At 57.2% G+C, this 26571-nt stretch carries 25 protein-coding genes; 8 read left to right on the top strand and 17 right to left on the bottom strand.

Annotation, left to right across the window (positions count from 1 at the left end):
- Nucleotides 1-23: 23 nt before the first annotated feature.
- Nucleotides 24-1349, bottom strand: coding sequence for an MFS transporter (locus CLU84_RS16990; RefSeq protein ID WP_099738643.1), 1326 nt, complete (start codon nucleotides 1347-1349; stop codon nucleotides 24-26).
- A gap of 364 nt (nucleotides 1350-1713) precedes the next feature.
- Here CLU84_RS16990 and CLU84_RS16995 point away from each other — a divergent pair, with 364 nt between their 5' ends.
- Complete coding sequence (locus CLU84_RS16995; protein ID WP_099738645.1) at nucleotides 1714-2871, top strand: Do family serine endopeptidase; 1158 nt, start codon at nucleotides 1714-1716, stop codon at nucleotides 2869-2871.
- Between the two features lie 165 nt (nucleotides 2872-3036).
- Here CLU84_RS16995 and tatC read toward each other — a convergent pair whose 3' ends face one another.
- The 9 genes from tatC to hisF form a co-directional block, all read right to left on the bottom strand.
- Nucleotides 3037-3849 (bottom strand): twin-arginine translocase subunit TatC, encoded by an 813-nt coding sequence (gene tatC / locus CLU84_RS17000; RefSeq protein ID WP_099738647.1) that lies wholly within the window; start codon nucleotides 3847-3849, stop codon nucleotides 3037-3039.
- Between the two features lie 147 nt (nucleotides 3850-3996).
- Nucleotides 3997-4518, bottom strand: coding sequence for a Sec-independent protein translocase protein TatB (tatB, locus tag CLU84_RS17005; RefSeq protein ID WP_099738649.1), 522 nt, complete (start codon nucleotides 4516-4518; stop codon nucleotides 3997-3999).
- 22 nt (nucleotides 4519-4540) lie between these two features.
- Nucleotides 4541-4777: a Sec-independent protein translocase subunit TatA gene (gene tatA, locus CLU84_RS17010; protein WP_099738651.1), complete on the bottom strand. Its 237-nt coding sequence runs from the start codon at nucleotides 4775-4777 to the stop codon at nucleotides 4541-4543.
- A 136-nt stretch (nucleotides 4778-4913) separates the two neighbouring features.
- On the bottom strand, nucleotides 4914-5282 hold the full coding sequence (locus CLU84_RS17015) for a histidine triad nucleotide-binding protein (protein WP_099738653.1): 369 nt from the start codon (nucleotides 5280-5282) through the stop codon (nucleotides 4914-4916).
- Between the two features lie 145 nt (nucleotides 5283-5427).
- The gene (locus tag CLU84_RS17020; RefSeq protein ID WP_099738655.1) at nucleotides 5428-6471 is read right to left on the bottom strand and encodes a patatin-like phospholipase family protein; all 1044 of its coding nucleotides are present in this window, start codon (nucleotides 6469-6471) and stop codon (nucleotides 5428-5430) included.
- A 182-nt stretch (nucleotides 6472-6653) separates the two neighbouring features.
- On the bottom strand, nucleotides 6654-7052 hold the full coding sequence (locus CLU84_RS17025) for a hypothetical protein (protein WP_099738657.1): 399 nt from the start codon (nucleotides 7050-7052) through the stop codon (nucleotides 6654-6656).
- Nucleotides 7052-7447 carry a phosphoribosyl-ATP diphosphatase gene (locus CLU84_RS17030; RefSeq protein ID WP_099738659.1) on the bottom strand — a complete coding sequence of 132 codons (396 nt, stop codon included), beginning with the start codon at nucleotides 7445-7447 and terminating at the stop codon, nucleotides 7052-7054. The genes CLU84_RS17025 and CLU84_RS17030 overlap by 1 nt, the downstream gene beginning before the upstream one ends.
- A gap of 4 nt (nucleotides 7448-7451) precedes the next feature.
- Nucleotides 7452-7880, bottom strand: coding sequence for a phosphoribosyl-AMP cyclohydrolase (gene hisI, locus CLU84_RS17035; protein ID WP_255409158.1), 429 nt, complete (start codon nucleotides 7878-7880; stop codon nucleotides 7452-7454).
- A 69-nt stretch (nucleotides 7881-7949) separates the two neighbouring features.
- Nucleotides 7950-8750: an imidazole glycerol phosphate synthase subunit HisF gene (gene hisF / locus CLU84_RS17040; RefSeq protein ID WP_099738663.1), complete on the bottom strand. Its 801-nt coding sequence runs from the start codon at nucleotides 8748-8750 to the stop codon at nucleotides 7950-7952.
- 260 nt (nucleotides 8751-9010) lie between these two features.
- On the opposite strand from hisF, the gene CLU84_RS17045 reads away from it, so the two are divergent.
- From CLU84_RS17045 to pelG, 7 genes are read left to right on the top strand one after another with little or no spacing between them, the layout of a single operon-like run.
- On the top strand, nucleotides 9011-11800 hold the full coding sequence (locus CLU84_RS17045) for a bifunctional glycoside hydrolase 114/ polysaccharide deacetylase family protein (protein WP_099738665.1): 2790 nt from the start codon (nucleotides 9011-9013) through the stop codon (nucleotides 11798-11800).
- On the top strand, nucleotides 11766-15617 hold the full coding sequence (locus tag CLU84_RS17050) for a tetratricopeptide repeat protein (RefSeq protein WP_099738667.1): 3852 nt from the start codon (nucleotides 11766-11768) through the stop codon (nucleotides 15615-15617). Before CLU84_RS17045 ends, CLU84_RS17050 begins: the two co-directional genes overlap by 35 nt.
- A gap of 18 nt (nucleotides 15618-15635) precedes the next feature.
- Nucleotides 15636-16187 carry a penicillin-binding protein activator LpoB gene (locus tag CLU84_RS17055; protein WP_099738669.1) on the top strand — a complete coding sequence of 184 codons (552 nt, stop codon included), beginning with the start codon at nucleotides 15636-15638 and terminating at the stop codon, nucleotides 16185-16187.
- Between the two features lie 27 nt (nucleotides 16188-16214).
- Nucleotides 16215-17585 (top strand): PelD GGDEF domain-containing protein, encoded by a 1371-nt coding sequence (locus tag CLU84_RS17060; protein ID WP_099738671.1) that lies wholly within the window; start codon nucleotides 16215-16217, stop codon nucleotides 17583-17585.
- A complete protein-coding gene (locus CLU84_RS17065; protein WP_099738674.1) occupies nucleotides 17578-18600 on the top strand; it encodes a lipopolysaccharide assembly protein LapB in 1023 nt (340 codons plus the stop codon). Before CLU84_RS17060 ends, CLU84_RS17065 begins: the two co-directional genes overlap by 8 nt.
- The gene (gene pelF, locus CLU84_RS17070) at nucleotides 18597-20147 is read left to right on the top strand and encodes a GT4 family glycosyltransferase PelF (protein WP_099738676.1); all 1551 of its coding nucleotides are present in this window, start codon (nucleotides 18597-18599) and stop codon (nucleotides 20145-20147) included. The genes CLU84_RS17065 and pelF overlap by 4 nt, the downstream gene beginning before the upstream one ends.
- Complete coding sequence (pelG, locus tag CLU84_RS17075; RefSeq protein WP_099738678.1) at nucleotides 20147-21520, top strand: exopolysaccharide Pel transporter PelG; 1374 nt, start codon at nucleotides 20147-20149, stop codon at nucleotides 21518-21520. Before pelF ends, pelG begins: the two co-directional genes overlap by 1 nt.
- A gap of 71 nt (nucleotides 21521-21591) precedes the next feature.
- On the opposite strand, the gene CLU84_RS17080 is transcribed toward pelG, so the two are convergent.
- The 7 genes from CLU84_RS17080 to CLU84_RS17110 form a co-directional block, all read right to left on the bottom strand.
- Nucleotides 21592-22458, bottom strand: a complete 867-nt coding sequence (locus CLU84_RS17080; RefSeq protein WP_099738680.1) for a D-hexose-6-phosphate mutarotase — start codon at nucleotides 22456-22458, stop codon at nucleotides 21592-21594.
- The gene (gene hisA, locus CLU84_RS17085) at nucleotides 22451-23194 is read right to left on the bottom strand and encodes a 1-(5-phosphoribosyl)-5-[(5-phosphoribosylamino)methylideneamino]imidazole-4-carboxamide isomerase (protein ID WP_099738682.1); all 744 of its coding nucleotides are present in this window, start codon (nucleotides 23192-23194) and stop codon (nucleotides 22451-22453) included. Before hisA ends, CLU84_RS17080 begins: the two co-directional genes overlap by 8 nt.
- A gap of 59 nt (nucleotides 23195-23253) precedes the next feature.
- The gene (hisH, locus tag CLU84_RS17090; protein WP_099738684.1) at nucleotides 23254-23922 is read right to left on the bottom strand and encodes an imidazole glycerol phosphate synthase subunit HisH; all 669 of its coding nucleotides are present in this window, start codon (nucleotides 23920-23922) and stop codon (nucleotides 23254-23256) included.
- 81 nt (nucleotides 23923-24003) lie between these two features.
- Nucleotides 24004-24627, bottom strand: a complete 624-nt coding sequence (hisB, locus tag CLU84_RS17095; protein WP_369826873.1) for an imidazoleglycerol-phosphate dehydratase HisB — start codon at nucleotides 24625-24627, stop codon at nucleotides 24004-24006.
- Nucleotides 24624-25742 (bottom strand): histidinol-phosphate transaminase, encoded by a 1119-nt coding sequence (gene hisC / locus CLU84_RS17100; protein WP_099738687.1) that lies wholly within the window; start codon nucleotides 25740-25742, stop codon nucleotides 24624-24626. Before hisC ends, hisB begins: the two co-directional genes overlap by 4 nt.
- A gap of 59 nt (nucleotides 25743-25801) precedes the next feature.
- On the bottom strand, nucleotides 25802-26242 hold the full coding sequence (locus CLU84_RS17105; RefSeq protein WP_099738688.1) for a PIN domain-containing protein: 441 nt from the start codon (nucleotides 26240-26242) through the stop codon (nucleotides 25802-25804).
- A complete protein-coding gene (locus CLU84_RS17110) occupies nucleotides 26239-26514 on the bottom strand; it encodes a hypothetical protein (protein WP_099738690.1) in 276 nt (91 codons plus the stop codon). The genes CLU84_RS17105 and CLU84_RS17110 overlap by 4 nt, the downstream gene beginning before the upstream one ends.
- Nucleotides 26515-26571 lie beyond the last annotated feature (57 nt).

The following is a 26571-nucleotide window of genomic DNA, read 5'->3' on the forward strand; positions in this document are numbered from 1 at the left end:
CCTCTTGCAAGTTTCCGTGCGGCTTAAGCCTTCTTGGCTTGCCAGCCCTTGCAGGCCAGCGGCCAGAAGGCCATGAGGACACCCAGCACACCCATGGCTGCCACGTAGTGCGCAGGAGCCATCACATCGCGTTGCTGCCACACAGACACCAGCATGGGAGTCAGGCCACCAAACACGGCATAGGCCATGTTGTAGGCGAAAGACAGGCCGGTAAAGCGCACATCCGCAGGGAAGGCGCGCACGCCCACCACGGGCAGCAGCGAGATGGAACCGACAAAGAAGCCTACAGTGGCATAGGTGCAGATCAGCGAGGCTTCAGTACCGGGCAGGTTCAGATAGAACAGGTAGGCCGTCGCTGCCATGCCGCCCCATCCCAGAATCATGGTGAGCCTGGTGCCCAGCTTGTCGGACAGCCAGCCCCAGAACACGCAGCCAATGGTCAGCGTCACAGTGGCCACGGCATTGGCCTTGAGCGCCATTGCCGGTTCAATATGGAAGTTCTTTTGCAGATAACCGGGGGTCATCAGAACCACCACCACCACCGCAGTGGAGAGAATCCAGGTCATCAGTGCAACGACAACGCAGGCTTCGCGGTGGTCACGCAAGATGGTTTTGAGAGGCAGCTCGCGGTCAGCCGCCTTGCGTGCCTGGAGCTCCTTAAAGATAGGCGTTTCATGCAAAAACTTACGCATGTAGACCGAAACCAGACCAAACACGCCACCCAGAATGAAGGGGATGCGCCATGCCCAATCGTGGATTTCGCTCTGGCTATAGGTGCTGTTGAGCCACACACCGATGATGGAACCCAGGAAAATACCGCCGGTGATGCCAGACGTCAGCGCACCAATCGCAAAGCCATAGCGCTTTTCAGGTGCGTGCTCGGCCACAAAAATCCAGGCACCGGGCATTTCGCCGCCGATTGCGGCTCCTTGCAGCACACGCATGAGCAGCAGCAGAACAGGAGCGGCAATGCCAATAGAGGCATAGGTGGGCAGCAGGCCAATGATGAGCGTAGGCACGGCCATCAGGAAGACGGACAGAGTGAACATCTTTTTGCGACCCAGAATGTCGCCATAGTGGGCAATCAAAATGCCGCCAATGGGACGTGCCAGATAGCCGGCCGCAAAAATGCCCAGCGTCTGTAGCTGGCGCATCCACTCCGGCATTTCAGCCGGAAAGAACAGGCGGCCAATCACGTTGGCAAAAAAGACGAACACCACGAAGTCATAAAACTCCAGCGTTCCGCCCAGAGCTGATAGGCCCAGGGTCTTGTAGTCCTCCCGGTTCAGGGGACGATTCTTCGCAGCGGCCGGCGCGGTAGCCGGGGCAGCGTGGTCAAGCGTAGTCATGGTGTTTCCTAGATCGAACAGCAGGACAGCGCAGATAAGGCCGCAAATCACGGGTCAACGTGCAGAGGCAAACCGATTGAGGTGGATTCCTGATACGGAGCCACACCCATCTGGCACGAATGCCTTGTGGGCAATCACTTCAGAAAACGGCTACGTAAGCGCGGTCGAAATTCATTCTAGGGTTTACACGCACATCGACCGCTGGCGCAAAACTTTAGATAACAGTCCCCCTATGCCCCTGCTTCGTGCAGCACCTGACACTTTGGAGTAAGCAAATCAACAAGTTCAAGCGGAATCGCTGCACTGCGGCGACTTGCCATGCCGCACAATGTGGATTAATCCCCTCACTCTCCAGACCCATTACATGAAACGCACCTGGTTGCTGTTTTCGCAGGTAGTCACCGCCCTGGTTGCTATCTATTTTGTAGTAGCTACCCTACAGCCCAGCTGGCTTCAGCGCGGAAGCATCCGTAGCAATGCCGGCATTGCGCTGCTGCAGGCTCCATCGGCCCCGGCAGGTGAAGTTGCTCCCGGCAGCTTCGCGCCTGCTGCACGCAAGGCATCGCCGGCCGTTGTCAGTATCAATACCAGCAAGGCGGTGCGGCACCCTCGTGCCAACGATCCGTGGTTCCAGTTCTTCTTTGGCGAGCAAGGCCCACAGGAGCAATCTGGTTTGGGTAGCGGCGTCATCATTAGTCAAGATGGCTACATCCTCACCAACAACCATGTGGTGGAAGGTGCAGACGACATTGAAGTCACGCTGACCGACAGCCGCCAGGCCAAGGCCAAAGTGATTGGCACCGATCCAGAAACCGATCTGGCCATTCTCAAAATCGAGCTGGACAAGCTGCCCGTCATCGTTCTGGGCAACTCCGACCAGGTCGCCGTGGGCGACCGCGTGCTGGCCATCGGCAACCCCTTTGGCGTGGGCCAGACAGTGACCAGCGGCATCATCAGCGCGCTGGGTCGCAGCCAGCTGGGCATCAACACCTTTGAGAACTTCATTCAGACCGATGCGGCCATCAACCCCGGTAACTCCGGCGGTGCACTGGTGGATGCCAACGGCAATCTGCTGGGCATCAACACCGCCATCTATTCACGCTCGGGCGGTAGTATGGGCATTGGCTTTGCCATCCCTGTCTCCACCGCCAAGATGGTTCTGGATGGCATCGTCAAAGACGGCAAGGTCACCCGCGGCTGGATTGGCGTGGAGCCCAATGAACTCTCGCCCGAGCTGGCCGAGACCTTTGGCGTCAAGGCCGATGCGGGCGTCATCATCACCGGCGTGCTGCAAGCCGGTCCCGCCGCTCAGGCAGGTATGCGCCCCGGCGACGTGATTGTGAAAGTGGGCGAGACGGCCACCCGCAATGTCTCTGAGCTGCTGACCGCAGTTGCCTCCCTCAAGCCCGGCGAAGCCGCCAAGTTTGATGTGCGCCGTGCAGACAGCGAAGTCATGCTGGAGATCACTCCCGGGACCCGTCCTGCGGCCAACACGCTGCAGCAGCAAGGTCGCCGCCGCTAAGCGACTGGCTCACAACAATAAAAGCCAGCATCTTTCGCTGGCTTTTTCATTGGATTTTATGCATCAAATATGCCTCAAGCTCTTATGCATAAAGCGCTACTAGCTATCAAAAAAAAAAGCCCTTGAATTGCTTCAAGGGCTTTTTTCATGAGGCTTAGAAAACGATCAATTGCCGTCTGTGGGCTTATCGGCTGCAGCGCCTGTTTCACCTTCAGCCTCTGGGGCACGCGATGCCTTGCTGAACCAGCCTGCACCCAGAATGCCAATCTCATAAAGCAGGCACATGGGAATCGCCAGCGCCAGCTGAGAGATCACATCGGGTGGCGTGATGATGGCGGCAATCACAAAGGACAGCACCACAAAGTAGCCGCGGAAGGACTTGAGCTTTTCAATCTCGACCAGACCCAGTCGCACCAGCAGCATCACCACAATCGGCACCTGAAAGGCGGCGGCAAAAGCGATGTACAGCGACAGTATCGCTTCAACATACGAGGCAATATCAGGCGTAGCCGCGACGCTGGCAGGCGTGAAGTGCTGAATGAACTTGAACATATTGCCAAGCACAAAGAACTGCACAAAGCCAATACCGACATAGGCCAGCAAGCTGCCAAACAAAATCAGCGGCAGGGCAAACTTTTTCTCGTGGCTATACAGGCCAGGGGCCACAAAGGCCCAGACCTGATACATGAGCCAAGGCAGAGCCATCAGCACAGCCACCATCATCAGCACCTTGAGCGGCACAAAGAATGGCGAGAAAACGCCCACCGCAATCAGCTTTGCGCCGGGGGGCATGTGTTCTTTGATGGGTATGGCGATGAAGTCGATGAGTCCATCCGGGCCGGGCCAGAACATCAGCAGTGCAACGCAGATCAGAACGCCATAGAGGCTGTAGAGCACGCGATCGCGCAGCTCCATCAAGTGCTGCACAAATGGCTGCTCCGTGCCTGAGAGTTCGTCTTCTTTAGAGGGTTCGGACATGGTGCAAAACCGCGCCAGAGCCTGAACAGCTCTGCACGCTTGAAACAACAACGCCCGCAGACACGGGCAAGGGGCTACATACCAGAGGCAAACCTGCGCCCAAGATGGGCAACGGCCTCATGGCCGGCAGGCTGCAGCTGAGCATGCTCAATGGAACTTCTTGGGGCGAAAACGCGCCACGCGCGCCGCACCCGACTGAACTTTGCTACGCACTCCAGCGCGCGACTTGTACCACTGGGGCACGGCACCGCGCTTGAGGCGCCAGTTCTTGCGCGGATGGCTGTAGCTGGGCACCACGGCGCTACTCGTATCAAAACCGGTATAGCCGCCGTCCGCGTCATAGGAATCAAACGACGAAGCCGAAGTCATGTGCGCGTCGTCACGCAGATCCTTGGTCGCATCGCCCCAGTCCTTTTCAAGGTCCGAGGCCTGATTGCGAACGCCGGATTCCACATCGCGTGCCGCGGTCTCGACCGTTTCCTTCATCTTGCGCAGCTCATCCAGCTCCATGGAGCGGTTGACTTCTGCCTTGACGTCGGACACATAACGCTGCGCCCGCCCAAGCATGGTTCCCACCATACGGGCCACGCGCGGCAGTTTCTCGGGACCGATGACCACCAGGGCCACGGCACCGATCAGCGCCATTTTGGACAGGCCAATATCAAACATCTAGATGTCAGTCCTGCAGCGTTCAGCTTTTTTGCTTGGCTTCCACGTCAATGGTGGCCTTGTCAGTGGCTTGCTGGTTGGCCACTTGGCCTGCGGCGGCGCTGGAATCAGCATTCGTTCCGCCTTCCTTCATGCCATCTTTAAAGCCCTTGACGGCACCACCCAGGTCGGAGCCGATGTTCTTGAGCTTCTTGGTGCCGAACACCAGAACCACGATGAGCAGCACGATCGCCCAGTGCCAGATAGAAAAAGAGCCCATGAGAATCTCCTAAGAATTGCAAACCATTTTAGACGGGGCTTTTGACAGATTCGTAACAATCACCCAAAAAGCCTGCTGCTGGCAACTCTATAGCCGCCCGGAACGCATCGTCCAAGATGCGAAGTTACGCAGTTTCTCAGCCTTTGAGCCAGGGGCGCGCACCGCCCATGACATGCAGGTGCAGGTGATGCACTTCCTGACCGCCCTCGGTGCCGGTATTGACCACGATGCGAAAGCCTCCATCAGGATAGGGATTGCAGCCTTGCTCCAGCGCCAGCCTAGGGGCCAGCGCCATCATGCGGCCCAGCAAAGGCGAGTCTTCAGCGCTCAGGTGCGCCATCGAGGCAATGTGCTTCTTCGGGATCATCAAAAAATGCACAGGTGCTGCAGGATTGATGTCGTGGAAGGCGAACACTTCTTCATCTTCATAGACCTTGCGCGAAGGGATCTCACCCTTGGCGATACGGCAAAAAATGCAGCTGGAATCGTAATCGTGGTTATGCATGGTCAATCTTGTATTCAATAAGGGCGCACCTGCACAGCAAGCAGCTCATGCTCTCGCATGCCCTTGATTCATGGACACCGGGCAATAGCCGTCTCACAGCGAGGTGCCGTCCCCCTTGGGGCAAGGCGCAAAGCGCCTCAGGGGGTTATCCTACATTTTCGTTGAAGCGCATTGTCTGCTTCACACCCAGATGCTCGCGGTTCTCCTGCAGCCACTGCTGGCCACGCTCGCGCCCCAAATCAAACAGCTTTCGCACCATGACCATGTCTGCACGCACCTTGCTGGATGCGCCAAAGGGCTTGAGCACCTCACCGCCATCAATGCGGTGCATGAGCACATGCTTGTAGCGGTCAGCATCCAGCCGCTTTTGCTCCAGCAGGCGCACCACAAACCCGATGGCCCGCAGCTCGGCCAACAGGCAAGCATTGAAGGTGATCTCGTTCATGCGATCCATGATGTCGCGGGCCGTGTCGGGCGACACATCAGACTCTTTGGGATTGATCTGCACCAGCAAGATATCGCGGCTCTTGGTCTCGTAGATCAGCGGGTACAGGGCCGGGTTGCCTGAAAAACCGCCATCCCAGTAGCGCTCGCCATTAATCTCCACCGCTTTGAACATCTGCGGCAGGCAGGCCGAAGCCATGATGGCGTCTGCCGTCACCTCCTCGCCCGAGAAAATCTTGCCCCGCCCCGTGCGCACATTGGTGGCGCAAACAAAGAGCTTGGGAACCGCCGTGGGGTGCGCGGGGTTAGCCAGCGTCTCAAAATCCACCAACCCAGTCAGCAACTGGCGCAGCGGGTTGATATTGAGTGGATTGGTCTGATAGGGCGACAGAAACTGATTGAGGATGCCCATGAACTGCTTGCTGCCAGGCAGGGGCGCAGCCCAGAACATCTTGCCCACGCTGCCCATGGTGCCCACACCTTCCCAGAGCTGCTTCAGGGCTTGGCGAGCCAGTTGGCGACCCAAATGTCGGGCGTCGTCCACCTTCTTTTCCTGCGCGGCGGCCTGGGCAAAGCCGTGGGCCAGCACCACGGCGTTCATCGCGCCGGCACTGGTGCCGCTGATGCCCTCGAAGATCAGGTTGTCGTCTTCCAGCAACGCATCCAGAACCCCCCAGGTCAACGCGCCATGCGAGCCGCCTCCTTGCAAAGCCAGATTGATGGTGTGAGAGGTTTCTGAAGCCATTGAACAATCCTGTGAAGCGTTGATAACCCATATCGCGAGCTTATTCAGCCTCTATAGCATCGCACAGACGCTAGAGGCCTATCTGCGTGTCAGCCTGAGTCTGTTGCAGTGCAGCAAAATTCCCTGAAAAAACAAAAAAGCCCCTGCCAGAGAGCAGGGGCTTGGTATCGAATCAGCGCCAATCAGACCTGAATCGCGCGATTTTTGTTCATGGCGATCATGCCGCTGACAATGCGGTAGAGGAACCAGATGGAAATCACTACCCAGGCCGGGTTGAAGATCAGCAGGCCCAACAGGAAGAACGGGAAGGTGATGGCATACATCACCGCCGCCCAGAGAACGCTGCGCAGGCGCCAGGAAAAGTGACTCTCCTGCCAGGTACCGCGCGCATCATCGCGCTTGACCAAATCAATGATGACCGCAATCAGCAAGATGAACACACTGACCTGCGCGCCAGGCAGAACGGCGGCCACAGCCACCAGCAGATGCAGCAAATAGCTGACCCAGCCCCAGGCCTTGAGGCCTTCAATCTCGGCAGAGTTGCTGCTGTGTACGTCAATGATGTCACGATCGTCATTCATCAGGCGTTCCCTTTCTCCTGCGCGGCGCGTTCAGTCGCCTTGCGCAAGGCTTTTTCTTCAAGACCGCTGGTGCCTTCACGGCGCTCCAGCTCGGCCACCACTTCGGTGGGCGTCAGCCCATAGTGAGACAGCGCAATCATGGTGTGAAACCACAAATCCGCAACCTCATAAAGGATTTTGCCTTTGTCGGCCCCTGCATCTACATCCTTGGCAGCCATGACAACTTCGGTCGCCTCCTCGCCAATTTTCTTCAAAAAGGCGTCCGGGCCTTTGTGCAGCAGGCGGGCGACATAGCTCTTCTCAGGATCGCCACCATTGATGGTTTTACGGCTTTCGATGACAGCGGCCAGACGGGCCAGTGCGCCTTCAACCGAGGCGGTGTTTTGTTCAGACATGGCTTTATTTGTAGATGGAAGCAGGATCTTTCAAGACCGGATCAACAGCAAGCCATTGCCCATCCTTGAAAACGCTGTAGAAGCAAGAGTGGCGACCGGTATGGCAGGCGATTCCGGGATCATGCCCCTCTTGCGTAATTTTGAGCAACACCACGTCGTTGTCGCAGTCGATGCGGATTTCATGCACGGTCTGCACATGGCCGGACTCTTCGCCCTTGAACCACAGCTTGTTGCGTGAGCGGCTGAAGTACACGGCGCGCTTGAGCTCGGCCGTTTTCTCCAGTGCCTCACGGTTCATCCAGGCAAACATGACCACATCGCCGCTGCCTTGCTCCTGCGCAATCACGGGCACCAGCCCTTGCGCATCCCATTTGACTTGATCGAGCCAGCTCATAGCAGACCTTTGTTTTGTATAGCTGCTAGCGCAGGCCAGCAGCCAACCTTAAACACAAAACACATCAAAAGCCGCTAGTAACCTGCGCAAGCCGCTCTCAAAATTCATTTACAGGCGTACGGGAATACCGCGTGCGCGCATGCATTCCTTGGCCTGCTGCACCGTGTATTCACCGTAGTGGAAGATGCTGGCAGCCAGCACCGCATCTGCGCCGCCAATGGTCACGCCATCGGCCAGATCTTCCAGGTTGCCCACGCCGCCCGATGCAATCACGGGCACACCCACGGCATCGGCCACGGCACGGGTAAGCTTCAGGTCAAAGCCGCTTTTGGTGCCATCGCGGTCCATGCTGGTCAGCAAAATCTCGCCCGCCCCGCGTTGTGCCATTTCAGCAGCCCAGCGAACCACATCCAGACCCATATTCTTGCGGCCACCGTGGCTGTACACATCCCAGCCCGGACCCATGGGCGTGCCGCCCGGGCCCATGCGCAGCTCGTCTTCAGGCGTGCGGCGCTTGGCATCAATGGCCACCACAATGCACTGCGCGCCGTATTTATCGCTGCAGGCGTTGATGGTGTCGGGGTTGGCAATGGCGGCGGAGTTAAAGCTGGTCTTGTCTGCACCGGCATTGAGCAGGCGGCGCACATCTTCCACCGTGCGCACGCCGCCACCCACCGTCAGCGGGATAAAGACTTGCGAAGCAACGGCTTCGATGATGGGCAAGATCAGATCGCGGCCATCGCTGGTGGCGGTGATATCCAGAAACGTCAGCTCGTCCGCGCCCTGCGCGTTGTAGCGCGCGGCGATTTCCACCGGGTCGCCCGCATCGCGCAGCTCCATAAAGTTGACGCCCTTGACCACGCGGCCGCCGGTGACGTCAAGGCAAGGAATGATGCGTTTGGCAAGCATGGACGAGTCTCGGTGTATCTAAAAACAGAGGGCAAAGATACCACGGCCTCATCATCTCTCTGAGCGATTCCCGATGTCGAACACCATTGCCCCTATTGCAAAACCAATGTAGTGTTTGGTCACCAATATGTGAGGAATGCAAAAAAACTAACACTTCAAATCTACCCACCTAAACCTCTAGAGTCTCAACGAAAACTCATTGATCAATAGAATAAAACTATTAATTATTGACAAACGCCACCCGTTGAAAGGAATGCTCTGTGAATGCTTTGCTGCGAAGCTGTCTGATCTGCTACGCCCTCGTTGCCTCCATGTGGGCCCAGGCGGCCGCACCTTCGGTAGCGGTGTATTACGGCAAAGACGCCTCCATGAGCGAGCTGGCCTTGTTCGATATCGCCGTAGTCGAAGCAGAGCAAGGCTACGACCCCGTCAAGTTCCGCAGCACCTGGCCCTCCAGCGAGCTTTACGCCTACGCATCGGTGGCAGAGGCAGGAGATGAGCGCGCTTATCTGAAAAAAATCCCCTCGGCCTGGAAGATGGCTCGCAACGGCGCCTGGAAATCGGTGGTGATTGACCAGACACCAGAGCCGTGGCCCGCTTTTTTTGCGGATGAAGTCATTGGCCCGCTTTGGCAAAAAGGCTTTCGCGGTTTCTTTCTGGACACGATGGATTCATACCGTCTGGCCGAGAAATTTAACGAAGCCGAGCAGCAGGACGGCTTAGTACGCGTCATCAAGACACTGAACGAGCGCTTCCCCGGCATCAAGCTGATACTGAATCGCGGCTTTGAGATCGTTCCGCGCGTCAAAGATCAGATCCAGATGGTGGCTGCAGAGTCTCTATTCCGCGGCTGGGATGCCAACCTCAAGCGCTATATCGATGTCCCGGCCAAAGACCGTGAATGGCTGCTCGCCCAGCTCCAAACCATTCGCGAACGCGACAAGCTCCCCGTCCTCGCCATCGACTACGTGCCGCCCAATGACCGCGACGCCATGCGAACCACCGCCAAGCAGATTGCCGACCTGGGCATCATTCCTTGGATTAGCGACTCGTTGTTGTTTACTTTGGGCATGGGCACCGTGGAAGCACAGGCTCGCCACATCCTGATTCTCTATAACGGCGCCGACTACCCGACACTGAATGAGGCGTCGGCACATCGTTTTGTGGAAATGCCGCTCAATTACTTGGGCTACATCGCTGATTACGTCGACGTACGCAAGCCACTTCCGCAGAATATTTCGAGTGATCGCTACGCCGGAATCATCACTTGGTTTGGTGGAGCCATCCCGGATCAACGAGTCAAGGACGTTCGCCAATGGCTGGCAAACCAGTCACGGCAAAAAATGCCGATTCTGGTGCTCAATACTCCAGGCTTTCCCATTGACCGCACACTGCCGTTCGATGTGCGCAGCTCCGAGGCGATCCCGGCCCTGCCACTCAAAAAAGCCGAACAAGCCAGCATGTACGGTTTTGAAATGCAGCCTCTTTCGCCACCTATCGATTACGAAGGCTGGACTCTGAACGCGGAGGCTCTGCAAAAAAGCCAACAGTTGCTATCTTTTGACGACGCCAAGGGAAAGCGTTTTGTCTCTGCCGCCATCACTCCTTGGGGTGGCTTCGTCCTCATGCCATATCTGGTGGAGGAGGTGCCCGGCACGGATCAGTCACGCTGGGTGATCAACCCCTTTGCGATGCTGAAGCAGACACTGCGACTGGCTGATTTTCCCGTGCCGGACGTAACCACGGAAAATGGCCGGCGCCTGCTGCTCGCCCATGTGGACGGAGATGCCTTCCCCTCCAAGGCAGAAGTTCCCGGATCGCCATTTGCAGGCGAGATGCTGCGCCGTGAAATCCTTGAGCGATACCGTATTCCTCACACCATCTCGGTCATCGAAGCCGAAATATCGCCCCAAGGTCTATACCCGCAGTGGAGCAAGCAACTGGAGAGCATCGCCAAGCAGATTTTCGCCATGCCTCATGTCGAAATTGCCAGCCACTCTTATTCGCACCCGTTCTTCTGGGACCGCACCGTCTCGCGAAAGGAAGAAGGCAAGGAAGTTGACCTGAACCTTCACATTCCCGGTTACGTGATGGATTTGCATCGAGAAATCAATGGCTCAGTCGACTACATCCAGAAAAATCTGGCCCCCCCGGGCAAGCCTGTAAAAGTCTTTCTCTGGTCGGGCGATACCGCCCCCAGTGCAGAGGCCCTGGCCATCTCGGATGCTGCAGGACTTCTCAACATCAATGGCGGCGACACCTCCATCACGCGCAACAATCCATCGCTGACCGAAGTCAGAAGCTGGGGGATTCGCAAGGGCGGGCATCTTCAGGTTTATGCCCCCGTCACTAACGAAAATATCTACACCAACCTCTGGCATGGCCCGTTTTACGGTTTTGAAAAGGTCACTGAAACCTTTGCGATGACTGACACTCCGCGACGCCTCAAAGCCATCAATATTTACTACCATTTCTACTCAGTCAGCAAAGTCGCAAGCATCAAGGCCTTGCATACCGCCTACAAATGGGCACTGAGTCGGCCAGTTCATCCGGTTTTCGCATCCGAATATGTGCGCAAAGTGCATGATTTCTATGAATTTGCAGTAGGCAAGGATGAGCAAGGTTGGCGCATGCGTGGCCCCGGCCAGCTGAGAACCTTGCGACTGCCCAGTACCTTGGGTACTCCTCTCATGCAGGACAGCGTCAATATCGCCGGGTATCAAGAAGGCCCGGACGGCTACTACGCGCACATGGCTTTCAACTCCGCTCAGATGCAGACCCAGCCGAATGCTGCTCCGTCCAAGCAACCTTATCTGGTGGATGCCAATGCACGCATCAGCGAGTGGAAAGCCCAGGCTGACGGCAGCGTGATCTTTAGCCTTCAGGGGCACCTTCCCCTCGAATGGCGCATGTACCTTCCACAAGGCTGCAGCCTGACCGCCGTTCAGGGTGCCGCTCCGACCAGTGCGGCCACAGATCGATCTTTCATCCGCTCCTTCAAAAGTCCTCAAAACAGTGCCGAACTCAAAGCCCAATGTCGCGCGCTCTGATCGTCCGTCGACGATCCCCTTATGGCTGATCGCGCTGCTTGCGGTGCTGATCAGCGGTGCCCTGTGGCTGCTTTTCCCCAAAGAGAGCCTCGAACGTCAGCTGGCGAATACTCTTGACGATTCCGAGTTGTCGCTGAACTATTTGACGAACCTGCTGAAGAGCGACCCAGGCAACGAGCACCTGCAGGCTTTGCTGATAGCCAAGCAGCAACGCCAGATAGAAATCAAGCGAGCCGCCGAAGAAGCCAGCCGGCAGGTCCTCCCCAGCGCGGCTGAAATGGCGTGGAAACGCTGGCAAGAGCTTTATGTACGTTACCAGGAAGCCGAGAAGCTCAGCTCCAAATCCACACGGCAAATTGAGCAGTTACGCCCCGAAGTACTGCAAGCTTTGCGCGGCATTCCACGACAAGGCTTGAGCCAGGAACAGATGCTTTACCTCGCATCCTCCTCGCTGGTGCTGCACGACATCCCATTGGCAATGAACCTGTACGAGGAACTGGCCGCACTACACCCGGAAGCTGATTCCAAATCCAAGGTCTACGCCGATGCCTCGCGACAACTTCTGGGCTTCTCCGAATACGAGAGTGCCTCGCAACTGCTGCAAAAAGCCAGCAAGACTACGCAAGACTCCAAGCAAGCACGCCAGTACCTGATTGAGGCCTTGCAAGTGTTGCAGTCCGGCAACCGGGCCAAAGACGCATTGGCATTGGCCGAGTCCAATGCCGATATTCTGGGCAATGACCCAGAAACACTGCGAAAGCTGATTGATCTGGCCCGTGCAGCAGGCCAGCCCGCAGCCGCCGAAAAGTATGTCAAGCAATTGCTCAAGTTCTCGCTTTTGCAGCAATGGCAAGGTCTTGAAACCGATGTTGTCGCCTTCAGCATTGCCCCCACGCAAGCCTTTGACGACGGTGCATGGTCGCTTCAGCCTGTCATGTGGCAGTACGCTGGATGGTCAATGCAGAAGACGGCAGCCGCCACAGAAAAACCCAAATCGCCAGCACCATTGTTAGCGTTTGACGACAAGACTTATAAGCTGGCTTACGACGTCTTCCTGGAGAACAAAAATCTGGAGGACGCTTGGCGCATTGCACAGGCAGCCGTCAAACAGGCGCCTCAAGACGCAGCATGGCGCGAACGTCTGGCCAAGGTATCTGAATGGCTAGGTCGCCCTCAAATTGCCTTGGATAACTGGTTGTTTATTGCACAGTCCACGCAGCGTGAGGATGCGTGGCAGTCTGTGCTGCGTTTGTCTCCAGGCCTGTTTGACAACAACGCGCTGGCCGCGGGCATCAAGCATCAATTAACAAAGCGTCCGAATGACCACGCGCTGCTGCTATCACTGATCCAAGCATATGAGCGGCAAGGCAACCCTCAGCTTGCCATCGATTATCTGCAGCGCCATACCGAGACCCCCGAATCTCTGGCGGCTTTGGCACAACTGGCCACGCGCGCAGGGCAGAACAAGCTCGCACTGTCGACCTGGAAGCGCCTGCTGCAAGACCCGGCGCAACGGACTCCAGCCAATGTCATGCCTGCCGCATCCATTGCTCTGCTCGAGGGAGAACCTGACCTAGGCCTGCGATGGCTGGAGGATTCTCAGTCACGCGTGCCTCCGCAAATGCAAGACGAGGCCGACTACTGGCGCTTCATGGGCAGCCTCGCACAAAGACAGCGTGATGAGCGTGTAGCAACACTGGCCTATCGCAAGCTATTGGATACGTCGAGTGCCGATATCAGTGACTACGACGCGCTGATCAACATCATGCTGCGCAACAACCGCGAGGAAGCTGCCCAATTGTCTCTGCGCGCTTGGGAGAAATTTCATGACCTGCGTCACCTGACCCAAGCGTTCTATTTACTGGAAGACAAAGATGATTGGTCACAGTTGGGCAATCAACTGAGGCAGGCCTTGGCGACTCCAGAAACCGCTGAGCGCCTGAAAAAGCAGCCGGCATTCTTTCATGTTCAGGGGCTGTATTACGAGCGAACAAATCGCCCCGCGCAAGCTCGTGAAGCCTTTCTGAGCGGATTAGCCTTAGCCCCGGACTCCACGCAGCTGCAGCAAGCACTGCTCTGGCTTTTGATTGACACGCAGGATGCCGCATCGCTCAAACCATTGCTCGCACGCGTGGAGGAAGTCTGGGCCAAAGATCCAAGTATGCACAGCGCACTGGCTGCTGCCAATCAAAGCCTGTCCAGACCCGCCATCGCTTTGCAGCGCTATCTTCGCCCTCAAGCCCAAGATCACCATGATGACTTTTTGTGGATGATGAATTACGCAGATGCGCTGGAGCAGAACCAGCAAGCTGACTTGGCTTGGCGGTTGCGCCGCAAGCTGTGGATTCGCCAACTGCAACAAACATCTCTCCCCCCTCAAAAGAGTCCAGTGCGCGAGTGGTTGACGCCACAGGGGCTGAACAAGGTTCAGCAACAAGCCCGTAACCGCTTGCTCCTGAACCAGTCTTATGGCGATGACGAGTTGGTACTCCTGCGTGAGCTGATGCGTATGGACCTGGCCTCTTCCGAGCGCAAAGAGTACTCAGCAGCAGCCGCTGAACTAGCCATCGCCTGGTTGCAGGACAAGGGCGAATACGCCGCAGAGCGCGGCTACCTCTGGCAGCAATACGCTCGCAGTCGCAGCAAGCAGGCCAATGCCCCCTTGTGGGCTCAGATTACTGCGGCCCTGGCTGAAAAAGATACCGCTCAGGCAGGTGCACTGCTGGAGCGCCACGGAGAGAATCTTCCCCGTCACGATCACGTCAATGCTGCCGTGATGGTTGGAGATCTGCGCCTCGCGCAAACCGTCGGCTTTGAGGCCATGGTGAATCAACCCGATGACGATGAGCAGCACAGCAGCCTGACCGAGCAGCTCTTGGCAGTCAGTCCCTTTGCCGAATATGGCTTGACTCAACGCCACCTAACGGGCATCAATGAAACAGAGCAGTCACTGAGCTGGCACCTGCCGATCAACTCGCGATGGGCGCTGGAAGTGGATAGCGATTACATCAGGCGCACAGTCAACAACCGCGACTTCATCCAGCAACCTTCCTCTGAACATGCCATTGGACTAAGGTTGCGTCGCATAACGCAGAGCTCGACCACAGATTTTCTGATAGGTGAACGTCGCAGTCTTGACACCTACCACCCTGTGCAGGCCTCGCATAGTCGATCTTTTGGCAATCGCTGGACGCTTCGGGGCTCGCTCGGTAAAGATCTGAGCATGCAAGATTCGCTGGCCATGCGCATGGGCGGCATGAAAGACCGAGCCTCAATGGGGACCACATATCAGCTCTCGCGGCAAGATCAGCTGGGGCTGGAGTTTGCAAGCGAACGCTATTTCGTTCAGACCGGGGCACGCGTAGGGTCTGGCCGGCACACCACGCTTCAATACACGCACACCTACCGAAGCGAAGCCCCGAACATTGAGTTTGGTGCCTTCACCTCGTGGCATAGCTACAGCCGCACAGACCCTGCGTTGCTGACTGGGCGTGATGCCAGCATTCTTCGCTACCTGCCCAATGAGACAACCCCCAGTATTGATTACCTGCTACCCAACAATTTCCGATTCTCGGGGCTACAGATATCCACCAATATGCGCTATTCGCAAGACTACACGCGCAGCCTGCGCCCCTTTGCCAGCCTCGCGTTGACGAATCACAGCCTCAACGGCTCCGGGTATGACTTTCGACTGGGTGTCGCCGGCAGTGTCCTGGGCTCTGACCACCTGATGGCTGCTATCAACTTTTCCAAATCCGGTCTCAACACTACCGGCACCACCCGTGAACTGCAGCTCATCTACCGACTTCACTATTGAGACTTTAAGGAGCCAACTATGAATTCCCTCCCCACCTTCGCATCACGCATCCGCATGCTCGCTGGTGTCAGCCTCCTGAGCCTCCTGACTGCCTGCTCCACCATCGACCGGGGCAGCTCTCCCAGCCTCGTTAAAGATGCGTCCTGGGCCGTTCTACCGTTTGACAATCACACAGAAACGCCTATGGCCGGCAGTCGCGCCGAAAGCATTGCCACAGCCTTGCTTCATGCGCGCGGTGTGGGTTCAGTCAAGCGCTATACCGGTGATGCTCAACAGGAGTCATTGTTTGACGGCCAGAACGGAAAACGCCGCGAAGATGCGTTGAGCTGGGCACGTAGCGAGGGGGTTCGCTACGCATTGCTAGGTGCAGTGGATGAATGGCGCTACAAGGTAGGAGTGGATGGCGAACCTGCCGTCGGCGTGGCGTTAGAAATTGTTGATGTCAGCGAAGGAAAAACCGTGTGGAGCGGTGCAGGTGGCAAAAGCGGTTGGAGCCGCGAAGCTTTATCCGCCGTCGGCCAAAAATTGATCCGGGATTTGCTGGGCACCGGCATCGCCAACGCACGCTAAGAATCGGTTCAATCAGGACAGCAGACTATGCATTCTCAAGAAATACCTGTAACCGCCAATGCAGCCGACTCAGTACAAAGAATCCGAACCTCCGATGAGTTCAAAGGCTCCCCACTTGGCAAGCTCACGGTAGTCAGCGAGAAGCCTTGGGTCATCGTTGCCGAAACTGTCCTGATTCCCGCATTCGCCCTGCTCCTGGGCTATCTCGTGAATCGCCCGGATCCTTTGTGGATTAATGCGGATTTTCCGTGGGCCTGGTTCGCACCCATGATTATTGCCCTGCGCTACGGCCCTATTGCGGGCCTTTTCTCGGCAGGCATTCTTCTGCTGGGGTGGGCTGGTTTGAATCAGCAGGATTTCAGCCAATTTCCACAGCAGTATTTTCTCGGCGGCCTGATCATGGTCATGATCGTCGGCGAGGTATCCAGCGTCTGGCGCAACCATCTGCGCAGAGCACAGACGGCTCGTCATTATCAGGATCAGCGCCTGGAGCAACTCGTTCGCCAGCACTATCTGCTGCGCCTGTCGCATGACCAGCTGGAGCAGCAATTGATTGGTCAGCCTGTCTCCATGCGCGACGCACTGCACCAGCTGCGCGACCTCAAGGGCACGACCAGTGATGCGCAAACGCTGCTGAACTTGCTCTCCCAGTTCTGCCAAATCAATGTGGCGAGCATTGTGCCTTTTCGCAGCGGCCGCCTGAGCGATCAAAGCATCGCTCAAATTGGCGGTGCCCGATCCATCAATCAAGATGATGCGCTGGTTCAGCAAGCCCTCTCCACACAATCTCTGTGCCATATCTCTCGCAGCTTGAAAGATGGCCAGAACACCAGCTATGTCGTTGCCGCCCCCCTGCTTGATCTCTCGGGTGAGATGTACGGCATGCTGGTCGTGGAAGAGATGCCCTTCTTCGCCCTGCAAGAAGAGACTTTGCAAACCGTCAACCTTTTGCTGGGCTACTACACCGACAGCATTGCGGCCAACAATCTCGCCCAGCCCTTGTTGCAAGTACACCCAGAGTGCCCACCCCAGTTCGCCTTCGAGTTGCAGCGCATGGAGCATGTGCTCCAATCGAGCCAGCTGCCCAGCATCGTCCTGGCACTACAGCTCTCACCCAAAGCCATCGCGTTGGACATGCCTCAGTTCATCATGCGCATGGAACGCATGCTGGATCAATCCTGGCTCCTTGAGGGCCGTGAAAAATCCGTGCTGGCCATCCTCATGCCGCTTGGATCCTTCGCTTCCAGCGAAGGCTTTCTGAACCGCCTCTCAACCCGACTCGAGCAACGAGGCTTTCACTCTATCGAGGAGGCCGGGATTATTCCCCACACTCTCCCGATTCAAAAAAATGGTTCCATGCGGGTTCTTGATGAGATTGTCAGAATCGCCCATGCCTAACATCCTGTTTTTCATCTCAGCCGTTCTGCTTGAAATCCTTGCATGGAGCGGCCTGCAGCTGTTCAACAAGGCTGCAGACAGCGTACTGATGACTTACTTCATCGTGCACGCTGTGGCTAGCATTCTTTTTGCATTCAGCATGCGCCCCCTGATCCTCGCATCACACCGGCTGCGCGAGCACCGACTGGCCTTGCTCGGTCTTGTTGCCCTGGTGTCGTTCACTATCCCCATTGCAGGAGCGGCAGGCTGCCTTATCGCAACTCTTGTCCTGTATCGCTACCGAAATCAAGATTCATTCACGAAGTTCCCTTCGGTGACTTTGCCTGAATTTGATCAGCACCAGTCCAGCAGCAACAGCCGCAGACCTTCGGGACTGAAAACGTTTTTGTCCAATCAAAGTGTTCCGACTCCATCGCGCATGCGCGCCATGGTGGCATTGAGCAATGTCTCTGGCCGACTCGCATCGCCCATGCTGCGAACAGCCCTCAGTGACTCCAACGATGATTTGCGCCTGCTCGCATACAGCATGCTTGACAACAAAGAGCAGCAAATTAGCCAAGCTATTCATGATTCGCAGCAAGCTCTGGAGCGCGCACATAAAAACGAAGGTGTCTCTCCACTCGGACCTCAAGGCATTCAGGCGTCTTGGGCTCTTTCAGATCTTTACTGGGAAATGATTTACCAAGGCATCGCTCAAAGCGATGTCCGTGAGCACGCAATCGCCCAGTCTCTGCATTACTGCCTTGCCGTTCTGCAGGAGCAGCCCGACAACGCATTGCTCACCCTGCGCAAAGGCAGGTTGATGCAATTGCGTAAAGACTACAAGCAGGCACAAGACGCCTACGAAGCCGCACTGGAGCAAGGACTGCCTGCAGCTCGCGTCATTCCCTATCTGGCTGAGATTTATTTTCTGCAGCACGACTATTCAAAAACTCAGCGACTCATGCAAATGCTTGACCCCGCTCAAGCCCCGCAAAACCTGCGATCCAGCATGAAGTATTGGAGTGCTGCATGAACGCCCCCATCCCCAAAACCCAGCAGGCCGATATTGCGCTGCTGCTGGAAGGCACCTACCCGTATGTCAGCGGAGGCGTCTCCAGCTGGGTACAGCAAATTTTGCAGGCATACCCGCAATACAAGTTCGCGATCGTTTTCCTCGGTAGCAAGCGTGAAGACTATGCAGAGTTTCGCTACAAATTACCTGCCAATGTCGTTCATTTCCAGGAACACTTTCTCTACGATGGTCTGAGCAGCACGGAAGAACCAGTGACTGTCAAAGGCAGTGCGCAAGAGTTCGAAAAAATCAGAAAATTCCTGTCCTCTCTTGCAACCTGCGACGAATCGAGGGAAGCCAGGCAGAAAATCCTGGATGAAATGCTGGCTATCACGCAAGCAATCCGTCCCAACGGCGGCATACCGCTGGACGATTTTCTGCACAGCGAAGAAGCCTGGAACCTGATCCGGGACAGCTACCGGCGCCACTGCACTGATCCGTCCTTTGTCGATTTTTTCTGGACAGTGCGCATCATGTTCAAGCCCCTGTGGCTACTTTCAGAAATTGCCGAAAACCTGATTCCCGTACGTATTCTGCATACCGTTTCCACCGGCTACGCTGGCTTTCTGGGAGGGCTGTTGCACCACCAGCGCCAGTTGCCCCTGATTCTTTCGGAGCACGGCATCTACACCAAAGAACGACAAATCGACTTGCTGAAAAGCTCCTGGATTAGGGACAACCGCAACCTCTTTCAGCGCGACCCCATGGAGGTCTCGTTCTTCCGTCAGATGTGGATTCAGTTCTTTGAATGGATGGGACGCTTTTGCTACAACGCCGCCAACCCCATCATTGCGCTCTACGAAGCCAACCGCCTGCGCCAGATCAGTGATGGCGCCGAAGCCAAGCGCACACGCAACGTACCCAATGGAATACGCCTCGAACGATTTGTGCCCTTGCGCAGCATGAGAGCCGCGACGACTCCACCGGTGCTGTGCCTGATCGGCCGTGTCGTTCCCATCAAGGACATCAAGACCTTTATCCGCTCCATGCGCCGCATCGTAAACAAGCTGCCTCAGGCTCAGGCCTGGATTGCAGGCCCTACGGATGAAGATCCCAGCTATGTGCAGGAATGCAAAAACCTGGTCGCCAGCCTCAGCTTGCAAGATCACGTCAAATTCCTGGGCATGCAACGCATCGAAGACCTGATGCCTCTCGTGGGTCTTGTCGTCCTGTCTTCAGTCAGTGAAGCACTCCCCCTCGTCATCCTTGAAGCTCAGGCCTCTGGTGTCCCCGTGGTCAGCACCGATGTGGGCTCCTGCAGTCAGTTGATCAACGGCCTCGACGAAGCCGACCAGGCTCTGGGCAGTTGCGGCCGCATTGTTGGTATTGCCAACCCTGAAGCACTTGCCGATGCGTCGCTGGAGTTGCTGACGGACTCTCAGAAATGGCAGGAAGCCAGCGCTGCAGGCATTGCCCGTGTGGAGCGCTACTACACCGACGACTTGCTCTTTGATCGTTATCGCCAGATTTACGACAACGCGCTCGACTCATCTCGGGAGGCCCACTAATGGCTGGCATTGGATTTGAACTGCGCCACATGCTGCGCAAAAACACGCTGTCCAGCGTGCTGCAGGCCTATGCATACGCAGGCGTGATTGGCTCAGGCCCCTGGGTTTTTTCCATCATCGGCGTCCTGCTGGTGGGGATCTTCAGCGTTGGCGTGATTGCACCGCCGCTGCTTATCACACAGTTTCAGACCTCCGTCACCTATCTGGTGGCGTTCAGCCTGATTCTGACGGGACCGGCTCAGCTGGCATTTACACGCTTCATCTCAGACCGCCTTTTCCTCAAGCAAGACAGCGTCGTTCTGCCCAATCTGCACGGGCTGCTGCTGGTGATTGTGGCGCTTGCGGCCATGTTCGGTGGCATTACGCTGTTCACCTTGCTGAGTGAGCAAAGCTTTCTGTACCGCATCCTGATGCTGGCGAGCTTCACATTGATGTGCATGGTCTGGACCATGGCCGTGCTGCTATCGGGCCTCAAGCAATACAAGGCCATCACGGCGCTGTTTGCCTTTTGCTACGCGCTGATCGTGGTACTGGCACTGCCACTGCGTCACTGGGGGCTTGAGGGTCTGCTAATCAGCTTTATCTGCGGCCATGCACTATTGGTTGCAGGTATGTGGTCGCTCATTTTGAAAAGCTTCCCTCTGCCCGAGCGCTGGATCTCCTTCGATTTCAGCAAGCGCTCGATGATCTTCCCCTCCCTGCTTGCCATTGGTCTGCTCTACAACATGGCGATTTGGATGGACAAGATCATGTTCTGGTATTTCTTACCAACATCCCAGCCCATCATTGGCGGCCTGCGCGCCTCGTTGATTTACGACATTCCGGTCTTCCTCTCCTACCTCTCCATCATTCCAGGAATGGCAGTATTTCTGGTGCGCATTGAGACGGATTTTGTGGAGTACTACGATAAGTTTTTCAATGCCGTACGTGAAGGCGGCTCTCTGGAATTCATCGAGTCCATGCGCAATGAAATGGTTTACTCCATTCAGACAGGCCTGAGTGAAATTGCCAAGATTCAAACCATTGCCGTTCTGGTGACTTTTGTCGCTGGGCCAGCCTTGCTTGAGCTGCTTGGAATCTCTCAACTTTACCTGCCACTATTGCATGTCCAGGTGGTCGGAACCGGGCTGCAGGTCGGTGTCATGGCCGTGCTTAATATTTTTTTCTACCTCAATGAGCGCCGCATCATTTTGATGCTCTGCACCTTGATGCTGGTACTCAATATCGCGTTCACCGCCATTTCTCTGGCACTTGGCGCGGCCTTCTACGGCTATGGCTTCACGCTAGCCATGCTAGTGACTTTGTGTGTAGGACTGGTGTGCCTCACACGCTCCATGGACAGACTGGAGTACAGAACCTTCATGCTGCAATAAAGGTGGCATAAAAAAGCCCTTGGCCCGGTGCAAGTTGAACAGGCCAAGGGCTTTTTAATTTCAAAGAGGTATCAGTAGCTCTTCAGCGTTTGTGCAGCCTGCCAGCACTGGCCGGGCGCCACAACCACGGCGGCATTAATGGCCGCGGCTTCTACACACAGCATGTGCTGCCAGCTGTCCGCTTCCATGTCTTTGAGCGTGGCGCAGAGCGCGGGGCCGGGGTTCCAGACCACGGTTTCGCGCCAAGGCTCGTCTTGCGCAATCTCCAGCCATGGCTGGCCTGCTGCCTGTAGCTGCAAAGCATCAGCCGCACGGGGATAGACGCGATCGGTCTCAGCGCCAAAGCGCACTGCGCCTTGCTGCGTGATGTGGGTATCGGGCACTACCGCTGCAGCATCCCAGTAGGTCAGGCCTTGCAGACCATGCAAACTGGCTTGCTCAACCTGCGGCACACGCAGGTAGCTGTGCAGGGCTGCGGTAAAAGACAAATCTTGCAGACCACGGTTATGCACAGCCAGTTGCACGCTCAGCGAACCGGGCTTGAGCTGCACCGTCAACAGCGCTTCAAAGGCATGCGGCCAGACGGCCCGCGACTCTTCGCTGTCCTTCAGTCGCAAAATGAGCTGAACGCCGTCCTCGCCCCAGGGCAAGGCGGCATCGGCCGACCAGTGGGAGACCCGCGCAAAGCCATGCTTGACCAAGGAGCCGCGCTGGTTGAACTGGGGAAAGCAGACGGGAATGCCGCCGCGAATGGCGGTCTGTCCGTCATGCGCCGCCTTGGAGCTGAGGAACAAGCGCTCCTCGCCACGGCTCACCCATGACAGCACCTGTGCACCTTGCAAGCTGACCAAAGCAGAATCGCCTTGGGCCAGCTTTAAAGCGATAGCAGGCAGCCCTTGCCAGTCAACGGCTTGGGCCTGAAAAGCTACATCAGTCACCCGCCAGCTCGTCGGCACGCTCTTGGCCTGCTGCGAAGTCCAGATCGCCGGTGTAAATAGCGCGACCGCAGATCACGCCCTCGATACCTTCGCTCTCTACCGCGCAAAGGGCTTCGATGTCCGCCATGCCCGCCAGACCGCCCGAGGCGATGACAGGAATCTTCAGCGCTTGGGCCAGCTTGACGGTGGCATCCACATTGATGCCGGTCAACATGCCGTCGCGGCCGATGTCGGTATAGATGATGGATTCCACGCCCCAGCCTTCAAAGCGCTTGGCGGTCTCGATCACATCCTGGCCCGTGAGCTTGCTCCAGCCATCGATGGCGACCTTGCCGTCCTTGGCATCCAGACCCACGATGATGTGGCCGGGGAAAGCGCTGCAGGCGTCTTGCAGAAAGCCGGGGTTCTTCACGGCAGCCGTGCCGATGATGAGGTATTCGATACCCAGATCGATATAGCGCTCAATCGTGTCCAGATCACGAATGCCGCCGCCCAGTTGCACGGGGATCTCGCCATCCACCGCCTTGAGAATGCTCTTGATGGCACCCAGGTTCTTGGGCTGGCCCGCAAAAGCGCCATTCAAGTCCACCAGATGCAAACGACGTGCACCGGCTTCAAGCCACTTGGTGGCCATGGCAGCGGGATCTTCGCCGAAGGTAGTGGACTGGTCCATATCACCCTGAATGAGGCGAACGCAGTGGCCGTCCTTGAGGTCGATAGCGGGGATGAGCAACATGATGGTGGTCTGCTAGCAAAGATGGCCGTCTGAGTTGGCCAGTGCATAAAGAAAAAACTTCAGGGCTTCCAGCCCAGGAAGTTGCGGAACAACGCCAGCCCCTGATCCGAGCTTTTCTCGGGGTGGAACTGGGTTGCGAAAATATTATCGCGTGCAACGGCACATGCAAAGAGGCCGCCGTAATCTGTCTCGGCGGCACAATGCTCGCCTTGTTGCACCTGCGCATAAAAGCTGTGCACAAAGTAGTAGAAGCTGCCATCAGGAATGCCCGCCCACAGCGCATGGGGCTGGCCGCCCTGCAGCTTTTGCGATACCTGGTTCCAGCCCATCTGCGGCACTTTGAAGCGGCTGCCATCGGCCTGAGTACGGTCTGCCAGATCAAACTTGCGCACATTGCCGGGGATCAGCCCCAGCCCTGGCACATCGCCTTCATCGCTGTGATCCAGCAGCATCTGCATGCCCACGCACACGCCAAACAGCGGCTTATTGGCAGCCGCATCCAGCACGGCGGGTTGCAGGCCGGACTCGCGCAGCTCGCGCATGCAGTCGGGCATGGCGCCCTGACCGGGCAGGACCACGCGGTTGGCGGCGTAGACCACATCAGGGTCGGCTGTGACGACCACATCCCAGCCAGTATCGGCAGCAGCCGTGCGCACCGCCTGCGAAACCGAGCGCAGATTGCCCATGCCGTAATCGACGACTGCCACGGTGTTGTTCTTCAAATTCATAGCATTTACCGCTTGTGAATAGTAGCGTTCAACATGGTTTTATATTCAAATCCATATTGAACAGGCGCTAGCCGCTCTTGTTTACAGAGCACCCTTGGTCGATGGAATCACGCCCGCCATGCGCTCATCATGCTCCAGCGCAAAGCGCACGGCGCGAGCGAAAGCCTTGAAGATGGTCTCGCACTGGTGATGGGCATTGAAGCCCTTCAAATTATCGATGTGCAGCGTAACGCCCGCGTGGTTCACAAAGCCCTGGAAGAACTCATACACCAGCTGTGTGTCGAGCTGACCAATGCTGCCGGAGGTGAACTTCACATCCATGTGCAGGCTGGGGCGGCCCGAGAAGTCGATGACGACGCGCGAGAGCGCCTCGTCCAGGGGCACATAGGCGTGACCGTAGCGGCGAATGCCTTTTTTATCGCCAATGGCTTTGGCAAAAGCCTGGCCCAGCGTGATGCCGATGTCTTCCACCGTGTGGTGGCCGTCGATGTGCAGGTCACCCTCGCATTCGATGTCCATGTCGATCAGGCCGTGGCGGGCAATCTGATCCAGCATGTGGTCGAGAAAACCGATGCCCGAGTTCAGGCTGGCCTTGCCCGTGCCGTCGAGGTTGACGCGCACCGCCACGCGAGTTTCCGCCGTGTTGCGGGTGACTTCTGCCGTGCGGGGCAGCGGCGCTGCGGTGGAGGGAACGATATTGCTCACAGGGATTCCTTCAATGCCGCCAACATCTGGGCGTTTTCTTCGCGGGTGCCTACGGTCAGGCGCAGGCAGTTATTCAGCAGTGGGTGCATGGCCGATACGTTTTTGACCAGCACGCCGCGTTGTTTCATCTCGGTTTGCGCTTTACCGGCATCGGCCACGCGCAGCAGCACCATATTGGCTTCAGACGGCCAGACTTTTTCTACACCTGTCATGGCGACCAGCGCATCGATCAGCGGCTGGCGTTCAGCGCGAATGGCGGCGGCTTGCTCGGCGTACAGCGATTCATGCTCCAGCGCAAAAATGGCCGTTTCGCAGTTCAGCACGCTGATGTTGTAGGGCGGCCGCACCTTGTCCAGCTCGTTGACGATGGCGGATGGGCCAATCAGATAACCGAGGCGCGCACCGGCCAGACCAAACTTGCTGAGCGTGCGCATCAGCAGCACATGGGCGTTGCGTGCGGGGTCGGCCTTCATGCGGGTAACCCAACTGCGGCTGGCGAAGGGCTGATAGGCCTCGTCCATGATGACCAAACCGCCAATTTGCGCCACGGCATCAATCACGGCCTGCACCTTGTCCTCGGCCCACAGCGTGGCCGTGGGGTTGTTGGGGTAGGCGATGTAGGTGATGGCGGGCTGGTGCTCGGCAATGGCGGCCTGCATGGCGGGCACATCAAGGTCGAAGTCTTCGGTCAGCTGCACGCCCACAAAGTCCAGACCCTGCAGCTTGGCAGACAGCGGGTACATCACAAAGCCGGGCATGGGTGCCAGCATCTTGGCGCGTGCATCGCTGCAAGGCTGGGCCGTGGCCAGCGCCAGCAGCGTGATGATTTCGTCCGAGCCATTGCCCAGCAGCACCGAGGTCCCCGCAGGCGCGCCAGCGTAATCGGCCAGCATTTTTTTCAGCACTTCCTGGCGCTCGCCGGGGTAGCGATTGATTTCGAGTGCGCCCAGATGCTCGCCCAGCTTCTTCTGCAGCTCCAGCGGCAGACGGTAGGGGTTCTCCATCGTGTCCATCTTCAGCAGGCCTTGCGCGGGCTGAATATGGTAGCCCTGCATGGCGCGCACATCGGCGCGAATGCGTTGCAGGGCCTTGGATTGGATGTCTTGAGCAGTCATGGGATTCACTCTTTCACACAGGGCTTGCGTTGGCCAATGCAATCATGCATTTCAGGCACTCAAGCCTCAAGATTCGGATTAGCCGCTTGCTGCAGCGGGTGCAGCACCGTCACGCCGCCAAACTCTGCGCCGTGGGGCAGGTACAGGCTCAGCATCTGGTTGCAACCGCTGTGCTGGGCACAGGCCACAGCCAGACAATCGCCAAAGTCCAGCGCGTGGCGGGCTTGCACAGCCCAAGCGGTTTCCAGCGTGGCGGCGTCGGTTTTCCAGGGCGTCCAGGTCTGATAGCGGCGAATGGCGGCGCGGGCATCGCCCTGCGGCATAGGCACAGCGGCGGTCGTGGCCTGGTCATAAAACTCAACCAGCGCCTGATTGCTGGTGCGGCCGCTGCGGCTGCGCCACAGCAAATCCAGCCATTCCAGCGTGGCGGCGTACAGATCGCCACCGGCAGCATCTTCCGCCGCAATCAGCACGGAGGTATCAACAAAAACGGGGTTCATGGAGCCACCCCAGCTTGAATATTATTTGAGCCTGTAGCGCGCGTGCTGCTTGCGCTACGCGCTATGAGTTTTGCAGGCTCGGTAGCGCTTTGGTTCCAGCTGCGCTCATCCGTGCGCCATGCCAGATAGGCACGCTCATAGGCGTCCTCGCGCTGCATCATCTCGGCCATGAAGTCACCCAGCATGCGCGAGACACTGCTGCCGCGCCGCGCCGCTTCAATGCGGGCCCAGTCAAGCACGCTGTCTTCGACGGTGATGGTGACGTTCTTCATGGCTTGAATGTTACACGAAATTCGTGCAGCACGAAATTCGTGTTGATCAACATAGCC

It is taken from the genome of Comamonas sp. 26 (assembly GCF_002754475.1).
Classification (GTDB): Bacteria; Pseudomonadota; Gammaproteobacteria; order Burkholderiales; family Burkholderiaceae_C; genus Comamonas.